The sequence below is a fragment of the Pseudomonas sp. PDM05 genome (genome assembly GCF_014851685.1).
Taxonomy (GTDB): Bacteria; Pseudomonadota; Gammaproteobacteria; order Pseudomonadales; family Pseudomonadaceae; genus Aquipseudomonas.
Genome location: NZ_JACVAC010000003.1, coordinates 52325 through 68677 on the forward strand (window position 1 = coordinate 52325; position 16353 = coordinate 68677).

Below are 16353 nucleotides of genomic sequence, written 5' to 3' on the forward strand. Positions count from 1 at the left end.
CGATTAAACAGCGAAGATCTTGCCAGGGTTCATGATCCCGTTCGGGTCGAACACCGCTTTGACGGCTTTCATGTATTCGATCTCGACTGGCGAACGGCTGTAGGTCAGGTAATCGCGCTTGGTCATGCCCACACCGTGTTCGGCGGAGATCGAACCGTTGTACTTCTCGACGGTTTCGAACACCCACTTGTTAACAGTGGCGCACTTGGCGAAGAACTCATCCTTGCTCAGGTTTTCCGGCTTGAGGATGTTCAGGTGCAGGTTGCCGTCGCCGATGTGGCCGAACCAGACGATTTCGAAGTCCGGGTAGTGTTCGCCGACGATCGCGTCGATTTCCTTCAAGAACGCCGGCACTTTCGACACGGTTACCGAGATGTCGTTCTTGTACGGAGTCCAGTGGGAAATGGTCTCGGAGATGTACTCGCGCAGTTTCCACAGGTTGTGCAGTTGGGTTTCGCTCTGGCTCATCACGCCGTCCAGCACCCAGCCCTGCTCCACGCAGTGTTCGAAGGTTTCCAGCGCGTGGTTGGCAACTTCTTCGGTGGTCGCTTCGAATTCCAGCAGTGCGTAGAACGGGCACTCGGTTTCGAACGGTGCCGGCACGTCGCCACGGCCGAGGACTTTGGCCAGGGCCTTGTCGGAGAAGAACTCAAAGGCTGTCAGGTCGAGCTTGCTTTGGAACGCGTGCAGCACCGGCATGATCGAGTCGAAATCAGTCGTGCCCAACACCATGGCGGTGAGGTTTTTCGGCGCACGGTCCAGGCGCATGGTGGCTTCGACCACAAAGCCCAACGTACCTTCGGCGCCGATGAACAGCTGGCGCATGTCGTAGCCGGTGGCGTTCTTGATCAGATCGCGGTTCAGCTCCAGTACGTCGCCCTTGCCGGTGACGACCTTCATGCCGGCCACCCAGTTGCGGGTCATGCCGTAGCGAATCACCTTGATCCCGCCGGCATTGGTGCCGATATTGCCGCCAATCTGGCTGGAACCGGAGGATGCGAAGTCCACCGGGTAGTACAGGCCGTTTTCTTCGGCAACGTTCTGCAGTTGCTTGGTGACCACGCCCGGCTGGCACACGGCGGTGCGGTCGGTGAGGTTCACGTCGAGGATCTGGTTCATATAGTCGAAGGACACGACCACTTCACCATTCGCCGCCACGGCAGCGGCCGACAGGCCGGTACGACCACCGGATGGCACCAGCGCGACCTTATGGTTATTGGCCCAACGCACGATGGCCTGGACCTGCTCGATGGTCTTGGGGAAGACGATGGCGGTCGGCGCGGGTGCGAAGTGCTTGGTCCAATCCTTGCCGTAAGCCTCCAGGGAGTCTGCATCGGTCAGCACTTTGCCAGGCTCAACCAGGGTCTTTAGCTCATCAATCAGGGCAGGATGGGTCATCGACAGAACTCTCGAACAATTCATGGTCATCCTGAGAACGCTTCACGTCGCAGGAATGAGTGTTTGCGGGGCGCGTATGCTAGCATACCGCCCCCGCAGGACAGAGCCCAAGGGCGTTTCTGCGGTGACGGCTTTCCTGCCGTCCGGGTCAGCTTAAGCGATCCGATTCCCTGCCATTTTTCTCCGGGATACAGGTTTACGCAGATGAGCAAGACTTCTCTCGATAAGAGCAAGATCAAGTTCCTTCTTCTGGAAGGCGTCCACCCATCGGCTGTCGACGTTCTGAAAGCCGCCGGGTACACCAGCATTGAGTACATCACCAGTTCTCTGCCGGAAGCCCAGCTCAAGGAAAAGATCGCCGACGCGCACTTCATCGGCATTCGCTCCCGCACTCAGCTGACCGAAGAAATCTTCGATCACGCCAAGAAACTCGTGGCGGTCGGCTGTTTCTGCATCGGCACCAACCAGGTCGACCTCAACGCAGCTCGCGAGCGCGGCATCGCGGTGTTCAACGCACCGTACTCCAACACCCGTTCCGTGGCGGAGCTGGTGCTGGCCGAAGCGATCCTGCTGTTGCGCGGCATTCCTGAGAAGAACGCTTCCTGCCACCGTGGCGGCTGGATCAAAAGCGCAGCCAACTCCTTCGAAATCCGCGGCAAGAAGCTGGGCATCATCGGTTACGGCTCGATCGGTACTCAACTGTCGGTCCTGGCCGAAGGCCTGGGCATGCAGGTGTTCTTCTACGACACCCTGACCAAGCTGCCATTGGGCAACGCGACCCAAGTGGCCAGCCTGACCGAACTGCTGGGCATGTCCGACATCGTGACCCTGCACGTTCCGGAAACCGCTGAGACCCAGTGGATGATCGGCGAGAAGGAAATCCGCGCCATCAAGAAAGGCGGCATCCTGATCAACGCTGCACGCGGCACCGTGGTCGAGCTGGACGCCCTGGCCGACGCGATCAAGGACAAGCACCTGATCGGCGCCGCCATCGACGTGTTCCCGGTGGAGCCACGCTCCAACGACGACATCTTCGAAAGCCCGCTGCGCGGCCTGGACAACGTGATCCTGACCCCGCACATCGGCGGTTCCACTGCCGAAGCCCAAGCCAACATCGGCCTGGAAGTGTCGGAGAAGCTGGTCAAGTACAGCGACAACGGTACATCGGTATCCTCGGTGAACTTCCCGGAAGTGGCCCTGCCGGCTCACCCTGGCAAGCACCGTCTGCTGCACATCCACCAGAACATCCCTGGCGTGATGATGGAGATCAACAAGGTCTTCGCGGAAAACGGCATCAACATCTCCGGTCAGTTCCTGCAGACCAACGAAAAGGTCGGCTACGTGGTGATCGACGTCGACGCCGAGTACTCGGACCTGGCGCAAGAGAAACTGCAGCACATTAATGGGACCATCCGAAGCCGAGTGCTTTTCTAAAGCGGTGGTCGTGGTCGGCTACAAGCTACAAGTTTTAAGCGGCAAGCTAAAAGCTGTTCCTTGCAGCTTATAGCTTGAAGCTTGCAGCAATAAAAAAACGGGAACCCCGCCAGGGGCTCCCGTTTTTTTATTTCACATTAACCGTGATCACTTTCGAGGCTACAGTGGGCTCGAACTGGCGGTGTACGTTGTCGCCGGCCACCAGTTGCAGCGTGTGTTTGCCCGGGGTCAGGGTCAGTTCGGTTTCGGTTTGTGCCTTGCCGAAGTGGATCGAGGTGGCATCGGCTGGAATGGCTTCGTCGGCTTTGAGCGACTGCACGTCCCGGTCGACCAACAGGTGATGGTGGCCGGCGCCTTGCACTTGCTTGTCGATCGGCTCCAGGTCCAGGCCCTTGACGCCGAATTTGACGGTGAAGGTCTTGTCGACCGTCGCGCCGTCTTTGGGCGAGACGATAAACACCTCGGCACCCTTCGGTGCAGGGGTACGAGGCACATCGGCGGCATTGGCCAACATCGAGGCACCCAGCAACAGGCTGGCAATCGTTGCACGGGACAAAAGGGCTTTCATTCGCTTCTCCAGTTTTTCCAGGAAATCTGTAGGGTTATGACAACTTCGCGACAAATTGCTGTCCAAGGCACTCAACACCATAGCAAAGCGATGCTGAACGGCGCCTCGCACATAAAAAATTCTCTAGGAGTGACCATGCGCTTTTCGCCTGGCCTGTTACTTTTGCTGCCCCTCATGAGCCCCTTGGCTCACGCCGAACTGGTCGATGATGTGTTTGACCGTGGCGAACTGCGCATCGCCCTTGAAGCCAACACCCCGCCGTTCAACTTCAAGGAAGGCGACAAACTCACCGGTTTTGAAGTGGAACTCGGCGAACAACTGGCCAAGGAGATGGACGTGCGCCCTTCGTTTATCACCACCGACGACGCCGATTTACTGCCAGGCGTGGAAACCGGCAAGTACGACGTGGCCATCAACCATATCGCTATGACTGCCGCCTTGCAGGATCGGTTCGATTTCAGTGAGGCGTATCGCGAGAAGCCTGAGCTGGCGATCCCGTTCCAGAAGGGCAACCCGGCGTTCAAGGCAAGTTTGGATGGCGCGTTGCAGCGGGTGAAGGCGGATGGGCGGTTGAAAGCGTTGGCGCAGAAGTGGCTGGAGAACGAGCCCGCCCCCAAAGCCGAGTGATTTTTAAATGTGGGAGCTGGCTTGCCTGCTCCCACATTGAACTACACATTTTCTGAGAGATGGGCCAAGGCCACCGCCGCCTCGGGCAGCTCCAGCTCACTGAATACCTGCACCCCATGCTGTCTGAGCAGCGCTGTCGTCACGCCTTCTCCGCTGACTTTCACGCCACTAAACGTACCGTCATACGTCAGCAAATTCCCACAAGACGGGCTATTGGCCTTGAGCACGGCGATACGAATGCCATGCCGCTGCACCAACGCCAACGCCTGGCGAGCACCGTCGAGGAAGGCTTCGCTGAAATCTTCACCCTCGGCCGTCAGCACCTGCGCACGTCCTTCCCACACATCCACGCCCTGACCACCGGGAATCTCTGCGGGCGGGCGCGGCGTCGGCAAGCCACCGGAGACTTCCGGGCAGATCGCCACCACCCGCCCTTCGGCCTGCCACGCCGCCAATTGATCGAACGGCCCACTGGCGCCACCGTCGTAGCGCACCTTGTGCCCGAGCAAACAGCGGCTGATCAGAATCTTTTCCATGCTTAAAACGGCTCGTTGCCGCGCCGGCGAAACCAGCCGGTCAAGGACAGGCGCTCGCGCGTGGCGGGCAGCACTTCATGGGGCACTTCGCCAGACAGGAACACCACCAGGCTCCCTCCCGCTGGGTCCACGTCGTATTCGACACCGTCCTTGAGGTACATGCGCAACTGGCCGCCCTGCTCGGACAGCCAGGCCTCGTTCAAGTAGATCACCGCCGAGACCGTGCGCCGGTCATCGTCGCGAAAGCGGTCGAGGTGCTTGAGGTAAAACGCCCCTGGCGGGTACATCGCGAAGTGGCTTTCGAAGTCTTCCAGGCCAAGGAACAGGCTGCGGTTCATCGCCAGACGCAGGCTGTCCATCAACGCCATGTAGGTATCGCAGACGGGCGAGTCACCCTCCTCCAGCCACTGGATATGGTCACCACGGATACCCTCACGGACCTCCTGGGTCGGACCACGTCCTACAGCCGCCGGTGCCAATTCACCTTCAGCCGCACGTTTACGGCACTCAGCCGCCAGTTCCAGGGTCAGAGCCTGGGGCACGAAGCCGTCCTGCCGCGACCAGCCCTTTTCAGCCAGGTCGTCGACAATACGTTGCAACAGCGGGTGATCGAGGGGTATTTGCATGGCGCGCATAGTATCCATACGCCTGTGAATCCGACAGAGCCGCCGAGCATCTGAATACACTTTAGTCAGGCGACTGATAGGACTTCTCGACAAATCCTACGCCCGACACGGACAATAGTGGCCGACTGACAGGAGTCCCTAATGCGTCGTTTGTTTTTATCCTTGCTGATGTTCTGCGTAATGCCCGCCTGGGCAGACGGCCATGACCAGTTGTACAAGGTCGCCGGCTGGGCCGAACAACGTGCGCATTTCAATGACGCCCTCAGTGCCGCCCAGCAACGCTACCGCAACAGCCTGCCGCCGGCGGTTTACCAAGCGCTGGTAGACAACAGCAATAAACGCTTCGCCGCCCAGGCCATGGACCAGCGTGCCGAGGCGCAGTTGCGCAAGAATTTGGCGGACCCGGCACCCGCGCTGGCGTTCTTCCAGTCGCCCTTGGGCCGCAAAATCGTGGCCGCCGAGTTGCTGGCCACGCGCCGCGACCAGTTGGCGAAAAATGCCCAGGGCTTGCCGAAAATCGAAGCCGACGCCACTCGCAGCCTGATCATCGGTCACCTGGCGCAAGCACTGCCCGCCCGTGAAGCGGGCGCGGAAGTCAGCCTGGCGATTGCCGGGGTGGCTGCCGACAGCTTGAGCCAGATGATTCCCGGCCTGCTTGGCGGTGGCCAGGCCCAGGGCATGTTGAATGGGCAGCGCGAACGGCTGATGCAGCAGATTGGCAATGATCTGAACAATACGTTGCTGTACGTCTATCGGGATTTGTCCGACCCGGAGCTGGAAGAATTCGCCACGTTTGCCGAATCACCAGAGGGTAAGGCGTATTACCAGGCGGCGCTGGCGGCGATTCGCGCAGGGCTTGCTGTGGGCCAAAGCACTTCAAGCCTGACGCAGTAATCAGTGTGGAATGGGCTTATGTGGGAGCGGGCTTGCTCGCGAATGCGGCGGCTCAGTCAAAACATCTGTGACTGACACACCGTATTCGCGAGCAAGCCCGCTCCCACATTTTGAACGGTGTTACTTCAGTTGGTCCGTGAGGAAACTGAAGTACTCCTGGCGAATCTCCGCAATCTCATTCGCCAAGTGATGCCTGCCCCGCGCCAGCATCAATATCTCCGGCTGATCGAACTTGCCCCGCAGCACCTGCAAATTGTGCCGCCAGTCCACCGTCATATCTTCCTCGCCCTGCACAATCACCGGCCGTCGCGAGCTACGCGGGGCGGCTTCGATGCGCTTGATCCAGCGGGCCAACGCACCCACCCACGCTGTCGGCAGTTGCCGTGGTTGCAGCGGGTCGGCTTCGAGGAACGGCTTGAACGCGGGGTCGTTGGTGTTATCGCTGAACCGCCGCGCAATGCCTTTGACGAACGGCCGCAGCAGGTAATAACTGACCTGCGACCAGCCCCACGAACGCGGTCGCACCAATGGCGACAACAGGAACGTCTTACCCTGGGCCGGGCTGTCGGCGCCATGGTTGAGCAAGTGATCCACCACCACCGCACCGCCGGTGCTTTGCCCGAACAGGTGCCACGGCTGCGGCAATTGCAGCGTCAGGGCCTCGGCAAATAGCGCCTGCAGCACCTGCTGGTACACCGCAAAATCATCAATGCTCGCCCGCTCGCCGCTGGACAGGCCGTGGCCCGGCAAATCGCAGGCAATCACCACAAAGCCCTGCTCCAATGCCCACTTCACCACGTGGCGATACAGCCCCATGTGGTCGTAGAAGCCGTGATACATGAACATCGTCGCCACAGGCTGGGCTGGCCACCACACTTGCGCAACAACCTCGAACCCGGCCACCTCGAAACGCCCCAGGCGACTGACGGCCTGATCAAGCCCGTAGAAACGCTGGTAGACCCGCGCCTCGGCGCTGAGCGGTTGCGCGTCCACCAGGGGCCGCAAGCTTTCGCGCAGATGATCGGGGTCAAAGGTGACGGGCATAAAGGCTTCCAGACTGGCGGCGCAGATGAATATCGAGCTGCGATATTCATCTGTCAGGACAAGCATGGCAAGCTACGCGACCTTCGAGGATACATCTGAATGCGACCGTCCTACCGTTCCGCCCTGTTCGCCAGCCTGCTCCTGGTCATCTGCGCCGGTGTGCTGTGGGCGGCGTATGACTGGTTCCAGGGCCGCTATCTGCGCGCTTTCAGCGAACACACGGCGGTGTTTTCCGGCGATCCGTTGACACTGCCTGCCGACCTCGCCGGCCCCGGCCCGATCCGCCTGGTGCATTTCTGGGACCCGGCATGCCCGTGCAACGTCGGCAACCAGCAACACCTGGGCGAGCTGATCGAGCGCTACGCGCCCCAGGGCGTCGAGTTCTACGCCCTGCAAAAACCCGGCAGCCACGGCCAACTACCGGAAAACCTGCGCCAGATGAAAATCCTCAACGCCCTTCCCGGCGCCGACCAGGTGCCCGCCAGCCCCGCCGTGGGCATCTGGGATCGCAGCGGCAAGCTCGCGTATTTCGGGCCCTACAGCGAAGGGCTGACGTGCAACTCCAGCAACAGTTTTATCGAGCCGATCCTCATGGCACTGCAGAGCGGACGCGAAGTGAATGCCACGCACACCCTGGCGGTGGGCTGCTATTGTTCGTGGCCTAAGGATCAGTAGTCCGTCCCCCATTCTTGCCAAGGAAAGTTCATGAAGCGCGTCTTGCAGGTTCTCGCGGTTCTGCTGGTGTTGGTCGCCCTCGGCGCAGGCCTGTACATCTACAGCAAGCAACCGACCCGCCAGGGCACGGTGATGCTGAGCAACCTGCAAGGCTCGGTCACGGTGCGCTATGACGACCGTGGCGTGCCGCATATCCGCGCCGAAAACGAGACCGATCTGTACCGCGCCCTGGGCTATGTCCATGCCCAGGACCGGCTGTTCCAGATGGAAATCATGCGGCGCCTGGCCCGCGGCGAGCTGGCCGAAGTGCTCGGGCCCAAGGTGCTGCAGACCGACAAGCTGTTCCGCAGCCTGCGCATTCGCGAGCGCGCCACCACCTATGTGGCGCAGTTGGACCATGAGTCCGCGCACTGGAAAGCCCTGCAAGCCTATCTGGACGGCATCAATCAGTATCAGGACAGCCACGCCAGCCCGGTGGAGTTCGACGTGCTGGGCATCCCCAAGCGCGCGTTTACCGCCGAGGACACCATCAGCGTCGCCGGGTACATGGCCTACAGCTTTGCCGCCGCGTTTCGTACCGAACCTTTGCTGACTTACGTACGCGACCAGCTGGGCAGCGACTACCTGAAAGTCTTCGACCTCGACTGGCAACCCAAGGGTGCCCTCAACCTCGCCGCCAGCGATTGGCAAACCCTCGGCGCCCTTGCGTCCCTGAGCGAGCAGGCACTGGCCGACAACGGCTTGCCGCAATTCGAAGGCAGCAACGCCTGGGCCATCAGCGGCAACCGTACCAAGAGCGGCAAGCCGTTGCTGGCGGGCGACCCGCATATCCGCTTCTCGGTGCCGTCGGTGTGGTACGAGGCGCAGCTGTCGGCGCCGGGCTTTGAGCTGTATGGCTATCACAACGCGCTGGTGCCGGTGGCGTTCCTGGGGCACAACCTGGACTTCGGCTGGAGCCTGACCATGTTCCAGAATGATGACCTCGACCTGATCGCCGAGAAGGTCAACCCGGACAACCCCAACCAGGTCTGGTACCACGACCAATGGGTCGACATGACCCAGACCGAGCAACAAATCAAGGTCAAGGGCCAGGCGCCGGTCAGCCTCATCCTGCGCCAATCGCCCCACGGGCCGATCATCAATGACGTGCTCGGGGAAAATGCCGGCAAGACGCCGATTGCCATGTGGTGGGCATTCCTCGACACGCAGAACCCGATCCTCGAAGGTTTCTACCAGCTCAACCGTGCCGACACCCTGGCCAAGGCCCGCGCGGCGGCGGCCAAGGTGTCGGCGCCGGGTTTGAACATCGTCTGGGCCAATGCCAAGGGCGATATTGGCTGGTGGGCCTCGGCCCAACTGCCGATCCGCCCGGCCGGGGTCAACGCCGGGTTTATCCTCGACGGCAGCACAGCCCAGGCTGACAAGCTGGGCTTCTACCCCTTCAGCGCCAACCCCCAGGAAGAAAACCCGGCACGCGGTTACGTGGTGTCGGCCAATGCCCAGCCGGTCTCGCCCACCGGCATGGAGATCCCGGGCTATTACAACCTCGCTGATCGCGGCCAGCAGTTGAATGCGCAATTGAGCGACAAGAGCGTGAAATGGGACGTGAACAACAGCCAGGCCTTGCAACTGGGCACCACCACCGCCTTCGGCCCGCGCCTGCTGGCGCCGCTATTGCCGGTGCTGCGCGAGGTGGTCAAGGACCCGGCGCAGTTGCCACTGCTGGAGCAACTGGCCAGCTGGAAAGGCGACTACCCGCTGGACTCCATCAGCGCCACGCTGTTCAACCAGTTCCTGTTCAACCTCGCCGACGCGGCGTTCCACCCCAAGCTCGGCGACGGCATGTTCAAGACCCTGCTCGGCACCCGTGTGATCGACGCCGCGCTGCCGCGTCTGGCCGCATCGGCGGATTCACCCTGGTGGAATGGCCAGCGTGCCGAGACCGTCAAGCGCGCCTGGGACAACAGCCTCGCGCACCTCAAGGCCACCTTGGGCGATGACCCGAGCCAGTGGCAATGGGGCAAGGCCCACACCCTGACCCACGGCCATCCGCTGGGTATGCAGAAGCCGTTGGACAGCGTGTTCAACGTCGGCCCATTCCCGGCGCCGGGCACCCATGAAGTGCCGAACAACCAGTCCGCCGCTATCGGCCCGGCGCCATGGCCGGTGACCTATGGCCCATCTACCCGACGCCTGATCGACTTTGCCGACGTGGCTCACGCCCTGACCATCAACCCGGTGGGACAAAGCGGGGTGCCGTTTGATCGGCATTATGGGGATCAGGCGGAAACGTATATCGAGGGAGGCTACGAGCAGGCGCACTTCAGCGATGAAGAAGTCACGGCAAACACCCGTGGCACGTTGAAACTGCTGCCAGCCCGATAACGGCTTGGAATCCGGTCAAAATGTGGGAGCGGGCTTGCTCGCGAATACGGTGTGTCAGTTACAGATGTTTCTACTGATCCACCGCATTCGCGAGCAAGCCCGCTCCCACAAAAGCCCGCTCCCACAGTTGGTCCGAGTACAGCTTCAGACCGGCGCGGCAAAGTTGAGCCGGAACTGTTGCGGCGTCACCCCAAGCCTGCGATTGAACACACTGCGCATATGCTGGGCATCACGAAACCCGCACTGATAGGCCACCGTCTTGAGCGGCGTGTGCGTGCTTTCGAGCATCACCCGCGCCGCATCCACCCTTGCCCGCTCGACAAACTCCGCCGGGGTGATCCGCGCTTCACGGGCAAACACCCGGGAGAAGTTGCGCGCACTCATATTGGCCGCCTTGGCCAGGTCGACGATGCCCAGGTCACCAGTCAGGTTGGCCAGCACGTAGAGCTGCACCAACGCCACCGCCGAGGTGGTTTCGGCGTGGGGCGTCAGGAACGGACTGAACTGCGACTGCCCGCCCGCTCGCTGGGTGAATACCACCAATCGCTTGGCCACGCTCAGCGCGACTTCCGGGCCGTGGTCCTGGGCCAGCAAATACAGCGACAAGTCGATGCCCGCCGTAACCCCGGCCGAGGTGTAGAGATTGCCGTCCTGCACGTAGAGACGGTCGGCTTCGACCCTGGCCGACGGGCACAGGCGCGCCAGGTCGGCGGCGTCATTCCAGTGGGTGGTAACGGTTTTGCCCTCCAGCAGCCCGGCGCGAGCCAGCATGAACGCGCCGTTGCAGATCGAACCGAAGCGCTGGGCACGGGCGGCGGCGGCGCGCAGCCAGGCGTCGAACCCGGCGCCGAAATCTTCGAAAGGCAACCGTGGGCCGCCGGCGACCAGCAAGAGGTCATAGGGCTCAAGGGCTTCGCTGTAATGCCGATGGGCCTGCAATGACAAGCCATTGGAGGCGGTCATGTTGCCGTGGCCGAGGCCGATGACGTCCAACTGGTAGTGGTCCTGGGTTGGCAGGAAGCGGTTGGCCTCGCAGAACACGTCCATCGGACCGCTCACGTCCAGTGACTGGACGCCGGGGAAGATCAGGATGGCGACGGTTTTGCTCATGAACAGGCACACCTTCTCTAACTGGATAAACACAGCTCCCACATTGGACTGTGTACACCCTTGGCATGAAGTGGCGGCACATTGGCCGGGATCGCGCCCTCGCGGCGATGGCTCCGCCAGGGGTGCGCGATCAGACTGGAATTCTTCCCACAGGAGAACCACCATGACCACCATCGCCGGCATCCCGATCCCCGACAGCGCCCTCGCCAAGGCCACCACCGAATACATCCGCGACGTCGAATCCGACCTGCTCTACCACCACTCGCGCCGGGTGTTTTTGTTCGGCGCCTTGAGCGGTGAGCGCAAGAGACTGGCCTACAACCCGGAGTTGTTGTACGTGGGCGCGATGTTCCACGACCTGGGCCTGGTGGCTGGCCATCGCAGTGACAACGAACGTTTTGAAGTGGACGGCGCCAACGCGGCGGCAGCTTTCCTCAAGCCCTATGGCCTGAGCGAGGACGACATCGAACAGGTGTGGCTGTCCATCGCCCTGCACACCACCCCGGGCGTACCGCAACATCTGCGCCCGACCGTCGCGCTGGTGACTGCCGGCGTCGAGATGGACGTGCTGGGCATGGACTACGCCGCCTTCAGCGACACCCAGCGCGAAGCGGTGGTGCATGCGCATCCACGCGGTGAAGGGTTCAAGGAGTGCATCCTCTGCGCGTTCGCCGACGGCTTGCGCCATCGTCCGCAGACCACGTTTGGCAACGTGAAGACCGATGTGCTGGTGGATCAGGAGCCGGGGTTCAGGCCGATGAATTTTGTCGAGGTGATTCGCAAATCCCCTTGGGCCGCATAATCGCTGCCTTGAAATGCAATCAAATGTGAGAGCGGGCTTGCTCGCGAAGGCGGAGTGTCAGTCACCAGATTGACCGACTGATCCACCGCATTCGCGAGCAAGCCCGCTCCCACACTTTGACCCCGTTCCGACCTTTAGACCGGTGCGGGTGCTCTACGCTTGTCCGGCTGCTGCCAGCCATCCGCCGCCGCTTCTTCGATCGCTTGCTGGATGGCCTTCTTGCGCATCTCTTCGGCACGACGGCTGAAGAACCACACCAGGAAGGTCACCAGCGACACCGCCAACAGAATCAGGCTGGCCACGGCGTTGATCTCGGGTTTGACCCCAAGGCGCACCGCCGAGAACACTTCCATCGGCAAGGTGGTCGAACCCGGCCCCGACACGAAGCTGGCAAGTACCAGGTCGTCGAGGGACAGCGCGAACGACATCATGCCGCCCGCCGCCAACGACGGCGCGATCATCGGGATGGTGATCAGGAAGAACACCTTCCACGGCCGCGCGCCCAGGTCCATCGCCGCTTCTTCGATCGACAGGTCCAGCTCACGCAAGCGTGCCGACACCACCACCGCCACATACGCCGCACAGAACGTCGTGTGGGCGATCCAGATGGTGACAATGCCGCGCTCCTGGGGCCAGCCGATCATCTGCGCCATCGCCACGAACAGCAGCAACAGCGACAGACCGGTGATCACTTCCGGCATCACCAGCGGCGCGGTCACCAGGCCGCCGAACAGCGTGCGGCCCTTGAAGTGGCTGATACGGGTCAGCACGAATGCCGCCAACGTGCCCAGCGCCACGGCGGCCACCGCCGTGTAGCAGGCGATTTCCAGGGAACGCGCCACCGAGCCCATCAACTGGGTGTTGTCCAAAAGGCCCACGTACCACTTGATCGACCAACCGCCCCACACCGTCACCAGTTTGGATTCGTTGAACGAGTAGATCACCAGGATCAGCATCGGCAGGTAGATGAACAACAACCCCGCCACCAGCATAAAGCTGGAGAAACTGAAGCGCTTCATATCTTGCCCTCCATCTCTTTGGCTTGGCTGCGGTTGAACAGGATGATCGGTACGATCAGGATCGCCAGCATCACCACCGCCAGAGCAGAGGCCACCGGCCAGTCACGGTTGTTGAAGAATTCTTGCCACAGCACTTTACCGATCATCAGGGTTTCCGGGCCACCGAGCAGTTCCGGGATCACGAACTCGCCCACTACCGGGATAAACACCAGCATGCAGCCGGCGATGATGCCGTTCTTGGACAGCGGCACGGTGATCTTCCAGAAACTGTTGAAGGTACTCGAACCCAGGTCGGATGCGGCTTCCAGCAGGCTCTGGTCGTGTTTCACCAGGTTGGCGTACAGCGGCAGGATCATGAACGGCAGGTACGAATAGACCACGCCGATATACACCGCGATGTTGGTGTTGAGGATCTGCAGCGGTTCGTTGATCAGCCCGATGGACATCAAAAAACCATTGAGCAAGCCGTTGTTGCTGAGGATGCCCATCCACGCATACACGCGGATCAGGATCGCGGTCCAGGTCGGCATCATGATCAGCAGCACCAGCACGGTCTGCATCTCTTTGCGCGCACTGGCAATGGCGTAGGCCATCGGGTAGCCGATCAGCAGACACAGCAGCGTGCTGAAGAACGCCATTTTCAGCGAACCCAGGTACGCGGCGATGTAGAGCTCGTCGTCGCCGAGCATCGCGTAGTTGGCCAGGTTCAGCACCAACTGCAGTTTCTGCTCAACAAAGGTGTAGATCTCGGTGTAAGGCGGGATCGCCACGTCGGCTTCGGCAAAGCTGATCTTCAGGACGATGAAGAACGGCAGCATGAAGAACAGGAACAGCCACAGGAAGGGAATACCAATGACCGCATGCCGGCCACTGGGGGTTATTCGTTGCAGGCGGCGCTTGAGCTTCTTCATGTTCATGAGCGCAGTACCACGCCGCTGTCGTCTTCCCACCACACGTAGACCTGGTCACCCCAGGTCGGACGCTGCCCACGGCGCTCGGCGTTGGCGACGAACGACTGCACCAGCTTGCCGCTCGGCAGTTCCACGTAGAACACCGAGTGGCCGCCGAGGTAGGCGATGTCGTGCACCTTGCCGCTGGACCAGTTGTGCTCGCAGGTCGGCATTTCGGAGGTGACCAGCAGCTTTTCCGGACGGATGGCGTAGGTCACCGACTTGTCTTCCACCGCCGTGGCGATGCCGTAGCCCACGTAGATGTCGCGGTCCAGGTCCGGGCACTTGAGCACCGCGTGGCCTTCGGCGTCATCGACCACCTGGGTTTCGAAGATGTTGACGTTGCCGATGAACTCGCACACCAGGCGGCTGGTTGGCGTCTCGTAGATGTCGATCGGGCTGCCGATCTGGGCGATCCAGCCCAGGTGCATGATCGCGATGCGCTCGGCCATGGTCATGGCTTCTTCCTGGTCGTGGGTCACCATCACGCAGGTCACGCCAACGCGTTCGATGATTTCAACCAGTTCGAGTTGCATCTGCGAGCGCAGCTTCTTGTCGAGGGCGCCCATGGGCTCGTCGAGCAGCAGCAGTTTCGGGCGCTTGGCCAGGGAACGGGCCAGGGCCACACGCTGGCGCTGGCCACCGGACAGCTGGTGCGGCTTGCGCTTGGCGTACTGGCTCATCTGCACCAGCTTGAGCATCTCGGCCACGCGGGCGTCGATCTCGGCCTTGGGGATCTTGTCCTGTTGCAGGCCGAACGCGATGTTCTGCGCCACGGTCATGTGCGGGAACAAGGCGTAGGACTGGAACATCATGTTGATCGGCCGCTCGTAGGGCGGCATGTCGGTGATGTCCACACCGTCGAGGTAGATGCGACCTTCAGTCGGGCGCTCGAAACCTGCGAGCATGCGCAGCAGGGTGGACTTGCCCGAACCCGAACCGCCGAGCAGGGCGAAGATCTCGCCTTTCTTGATTTCCAGGGACACATCGTCCACGGCAATCGTCTCGTCGAACTTCTTCGTGACCCGGTCGATTTTGACCAGCACCTTCTTCGGTGTCTGGTCCCCTTCGAGGGCTTTCTTATAGGCGCCGGAGGCAACTGCCATTTACGAAACTCCCAAAAAAAAACGGTGCTGTTCGCTCTGTGCAAGCGAACCCTGGATAGTTTGAGCCTTACTTGCCCGTCTTGACCTTGGTCCAGATACGGGTCATTACACGCTGCACTTTCGGGGGTAGCTCGAAGTTGACGAACGTCCTGTCGAGAACCGCCTGCGGTGGGTAAACCGCTTCGTCGGTGCGTATCGATTGCTTCATCAGTTTGTCCGCCCCCTGATTAGGGTTGGCATAACCGACGTAATCACTGACCTGAGCGATCACCTCAGGTTGCAGCAAATAGTTGATGAAGGCGTGGGCCTCTTTGACGTTGGTGGCATCCTTGGGGATCGCCAGCACGTCAAACCACAGGTTGCCGCCTTCTTTCGGAATCGCGTAGGCGATGTTCACGCCTTTGCCCGCCTCGGTCGCGCGGGCCCTGGCCTGGAACACATCACCAGAGAAACCCGCGGCCACACAGATGTTGCCGTTGGCCAGGTCGGAGATGTATTTGGAAGAGTGGAAGTAGGTCACGTAGGGCCGCACTTTAAGCAGCTTTTCCTCGGCCTTCTTGTAGTCGTCCGGGTTGGTGCTGTTCGGGTCCAGGCCCATGTAGTTGAGCACCGCCGGCAGCATTTCATCCGCCGAATCCATGAACGATACGCCGCACGTGGCGAGCTTCTTCATGTTCTGCGGTTCGAACAGCACCGCCCAGGAGTCGATCTTGTCGATGCCCAGCACTTGCTTGACCTTATCGACGTTGTAACCAATGCCGTTGGTGCCCCACAGGTACGGCACCGCGTATTGGTTGCCCGGGTCGTTCTTTTCCAGGCGCTTGAGCAGCATCGGATCGAGGTTGGCGTAGTTGCTCAACTGCGACTTGTCGATCTTCTGGAATGCGCCCGCCTTGATCTGCTTGCCCAGGAAGTGGTTGGACGGCACGACCACGTCGTAGCCGGTACGCCCGGCCAGCAACTTGCCTTCCAGGGTTTCGTTGGAATCAAACACGTCATACACGGGCTTGATGCCGCTGGCTTTTTCGAAGTTGGCCAGGGTGTCGGTGCCGATGTAGTCCGACCAGTTATAAATATGCACCGTCGATGCGGCCTGCACGCTCAACGTCAGCGTGATACCTGCACCCACCAGCATGGCTTTGCGAAATAAAGAAATTGGCAAGTGGAGGTCCTCTTAAA

At 61.0% G+C, this 16353-nt stretch carries 16 protein-coding genes; 6 read left to right on the forward strand and 10 right to left on the reverse strand.

Annotated features, from left to right (window positions below):
• Positions 1-3: 3 nt before the first annotated feature.
• Complete coding sequence (locus IB241_RS07805; RefSeq protein ID WP_192297887.1) at positions 4-1398, reverse strand: FAD-binding oxidoreductase; 1395 nt, start codon at positions 1396-1398, stop codon at positions 4-6.
• 204 nt (positions 1399-1602) lie between these two features.
• On the opposite strand from IB241_RS07805, the gene serA reads away from it, so the two are divergent.
• A complete protein-coding gene (gene serA, locus IB241_RS07810) occupies positions 1603-2832 on the forward strand; it encodes a phosphoglycerate dehydrogenase (RefSeq protein ID WP_192297888.1) in 1230 nt (409 codons plus the stop codon).
• Between the two features lie 127 nt (positions 2833-2959).
• On the opposite strand, the gene IB241_RS07815 is transcribed toward serA, so the two are convergent.
• Positions 2960-3400 (reverse strand): DUF4399 domain-containing protein, encoded by a 441-nt coding sequence (locus IB241_RS07815; RefSeq protein ID WP_192297889.1) that lies wholly within the window; start codon positions 3398-3400, stop codon positions 2960-2962.
• A gap of 135 nt (positions 3401-3535) precedes the next feature.
• Between IB241_RS07815 and IB241_RS07820 the strand changes: the two genes are divergently transcribed.
• Positions 3536-4027, forward strand: coding sequence for a transporter substrate-binding domain-containing protein (locus tag IB241_RS07820; protein ID WP_192297890.1), 492 nt, complete (start codon positions 3536-3538; stop codon positions 4025-4027).
• 41 nt (positions 4028-4068) lie between these two features.
• On the opposite strand, the gene IB241_RS07825 is transcribed toward IB241_RS07820, so the two are convergent.
• Both IB241_RS07825 and IB241_RS07830 read right to left on the reverse strand, forming a co-directional pair.
• On the reverse strand, positions 4069-4563 hold the full coding sequence (locus IB241_RS07825) for a DUF523 domain-containing protein (protein WP_192297891.1): 495 nt from the start codon (positions 4561-4563) through the stop codon (positions 4069-4071).
• Positions 4564-4565: 2 nt separating this feature from the next.
• A complete protein-coding gene (locus IB241_RS07830) occupies positions 4566-5198 on the reverse strand; it encodes a 2OG-Fe(II) oxygenase (RefSeq protein WP_192298236.1) in 633 nt (210 codons plus the stop codon).
• 132 nt (positions 5199-5330) lie between these two features.
• Here IB241_RS07830 and IB241_RS07835 point away from each other — a divergent pair, with 132 nt between their 5' ends.
• Entirely contained in the window at positions 5331-6083 is a 753-nt protein-coding gene (locus IB241_RS07835) for a DUF2059 domain-containing protein (protein ID WP_192297892.1), read from the forward strand.
• Between the two features lie 120 nt (positions 6084-6203).
• On the opposite strand, the gene IB241_RS07840 is transcribed toward IB241_RS07835, so the two are convergent.
• On the reverse strand, positions 6204-7127 hold the full coding sequence (locus IB241_RS07840) for an alpha/beta hydrolase (protein ID WP_192298237.1): 924 nt from the start codon (positions 7125-7127) through the stop codon (positions 6204-6206).
• A gap of 99 nt (positions 7128-7226) precedes the next feature.
• On the opposite strand from IB241_RS07840, the gene IB241_RS07845 reads away from it, so the two are divergent.
• Both IB241_RS07845 and IB241_RS07850 read left to right on the forward strand, forming a co-directional pair.
• Positions 7227-7802 (forward strand): DUF6436 domain-containing protein, encoded by a 576-nt coding sequence (locus IB241_RS07845; protein ID WP_192297893.1) that lies wholly within the window; start codon positions 7227-7229, stop codon positions 7800-7802.
• A 30-nt stretch (positions 7803-7832) separates the two neighbouring features.
• The gene (locus IB241_RS07850) at positions 7833-10187 is read left to right on the forward strand and encodes a penicillin acylase family protein (RefSeq protein ID WP_192297894.1); all 2355 of its coding nucleotides are present in this window, start codon (positions 7833-7835) and stop codon (positions 10185-10187) included.
• 144 nt (positions 10188-10331) lie between these two features.
• On the opposite strand, the gene IB241_RS07855 is transcribed toward IB241_RS07850, so the two are convergent.
• Complete coding sequence (locus tag IB241_RS07855; protein WP_192297895.1) at positions 10332-11297, reverse strand: GlxA family transcriptional regulator; 966 nt, start codon at positions 11295-11297, stop codon at positions 10332-10334.
• A gap of 163 nt (positions 11298-11460) precedes the next feature.
• Between IB241_RS07855 and IB241_RS07860 the strand changes: the two genes are divergently transcribed.
• Positions 11461-12099, forward strand: a complete 639-nt coding sequence (locus tag IB241_RS07860) for an HD domain-containing protein (protein WP_192297896.1) — start codon at positions 11461-11463, stop codon at positions 12097-12099.
• A gap of 134 nt (positions 12100-12233) precedes the next feature.
• Here IB241_RS07860 and IB241_RS07865 read toward each other — a convergent pair whose 3' ends face one another.
• From IB241_RS07865 to IB241_RS07880, 4 genes are all read right to left on the reverse strand, one after another.
• The gene (locus IB241_RS07865) at positions 12234-13118 is read right to left on the reverse strand and encodes an ABC transporter permease subunit (RefSeq protein ID WP_056860728.1); all 885 of its coding nucleotides are present in this window, start codon (positions 13116-13118) and stop codon (positions 12234-12236) included.
• Positions 13115-14035 carry an ABC transporter permease subunit gene (locus IB241_RS07870; RefSeq protein WP_065902286.1) on the reverse strand — a complete coding sequence of 307 codons (921 nt, stop codon included), beginning with the start codon at positions 14033-14035 and terminating at the stop codon, positions 13115-13117. Before IB241_RS07870 ends, IB241_RS07865 begins: the two co-directional genes overlap by 4 nt.
• The gene (locus tag IB241_RS07875) at positions 14032-15174 is read right to left on the reverse strand and encodes an ABC transporter ATP-binding protein (RefSeq protein WP_192297897.1); all 1143 of its coding nucleotides are present in this window, start codon (positions 15172-15174) and stop codon (positions 14032-14034) included. The genes IB241_RS07870 and IB241_RS07875 overlap by 4 nt, the downstream gene beginning before the upstream one ends.
• 67 nt (positions 15175-15241) lie before the next feature.
• Complete coding sequence (locus IB241_RS07880) at positions 15242-16336, reverse strand: polyamine ABC transporter substrate-binding protein (RefSeq protein WP_192297898.1); 1095 nt, start codon at positions 16334-16336, stop codon at positions 15242-15244.
• Positions 16337-16353: the final 17 nt, after the last annotated feature.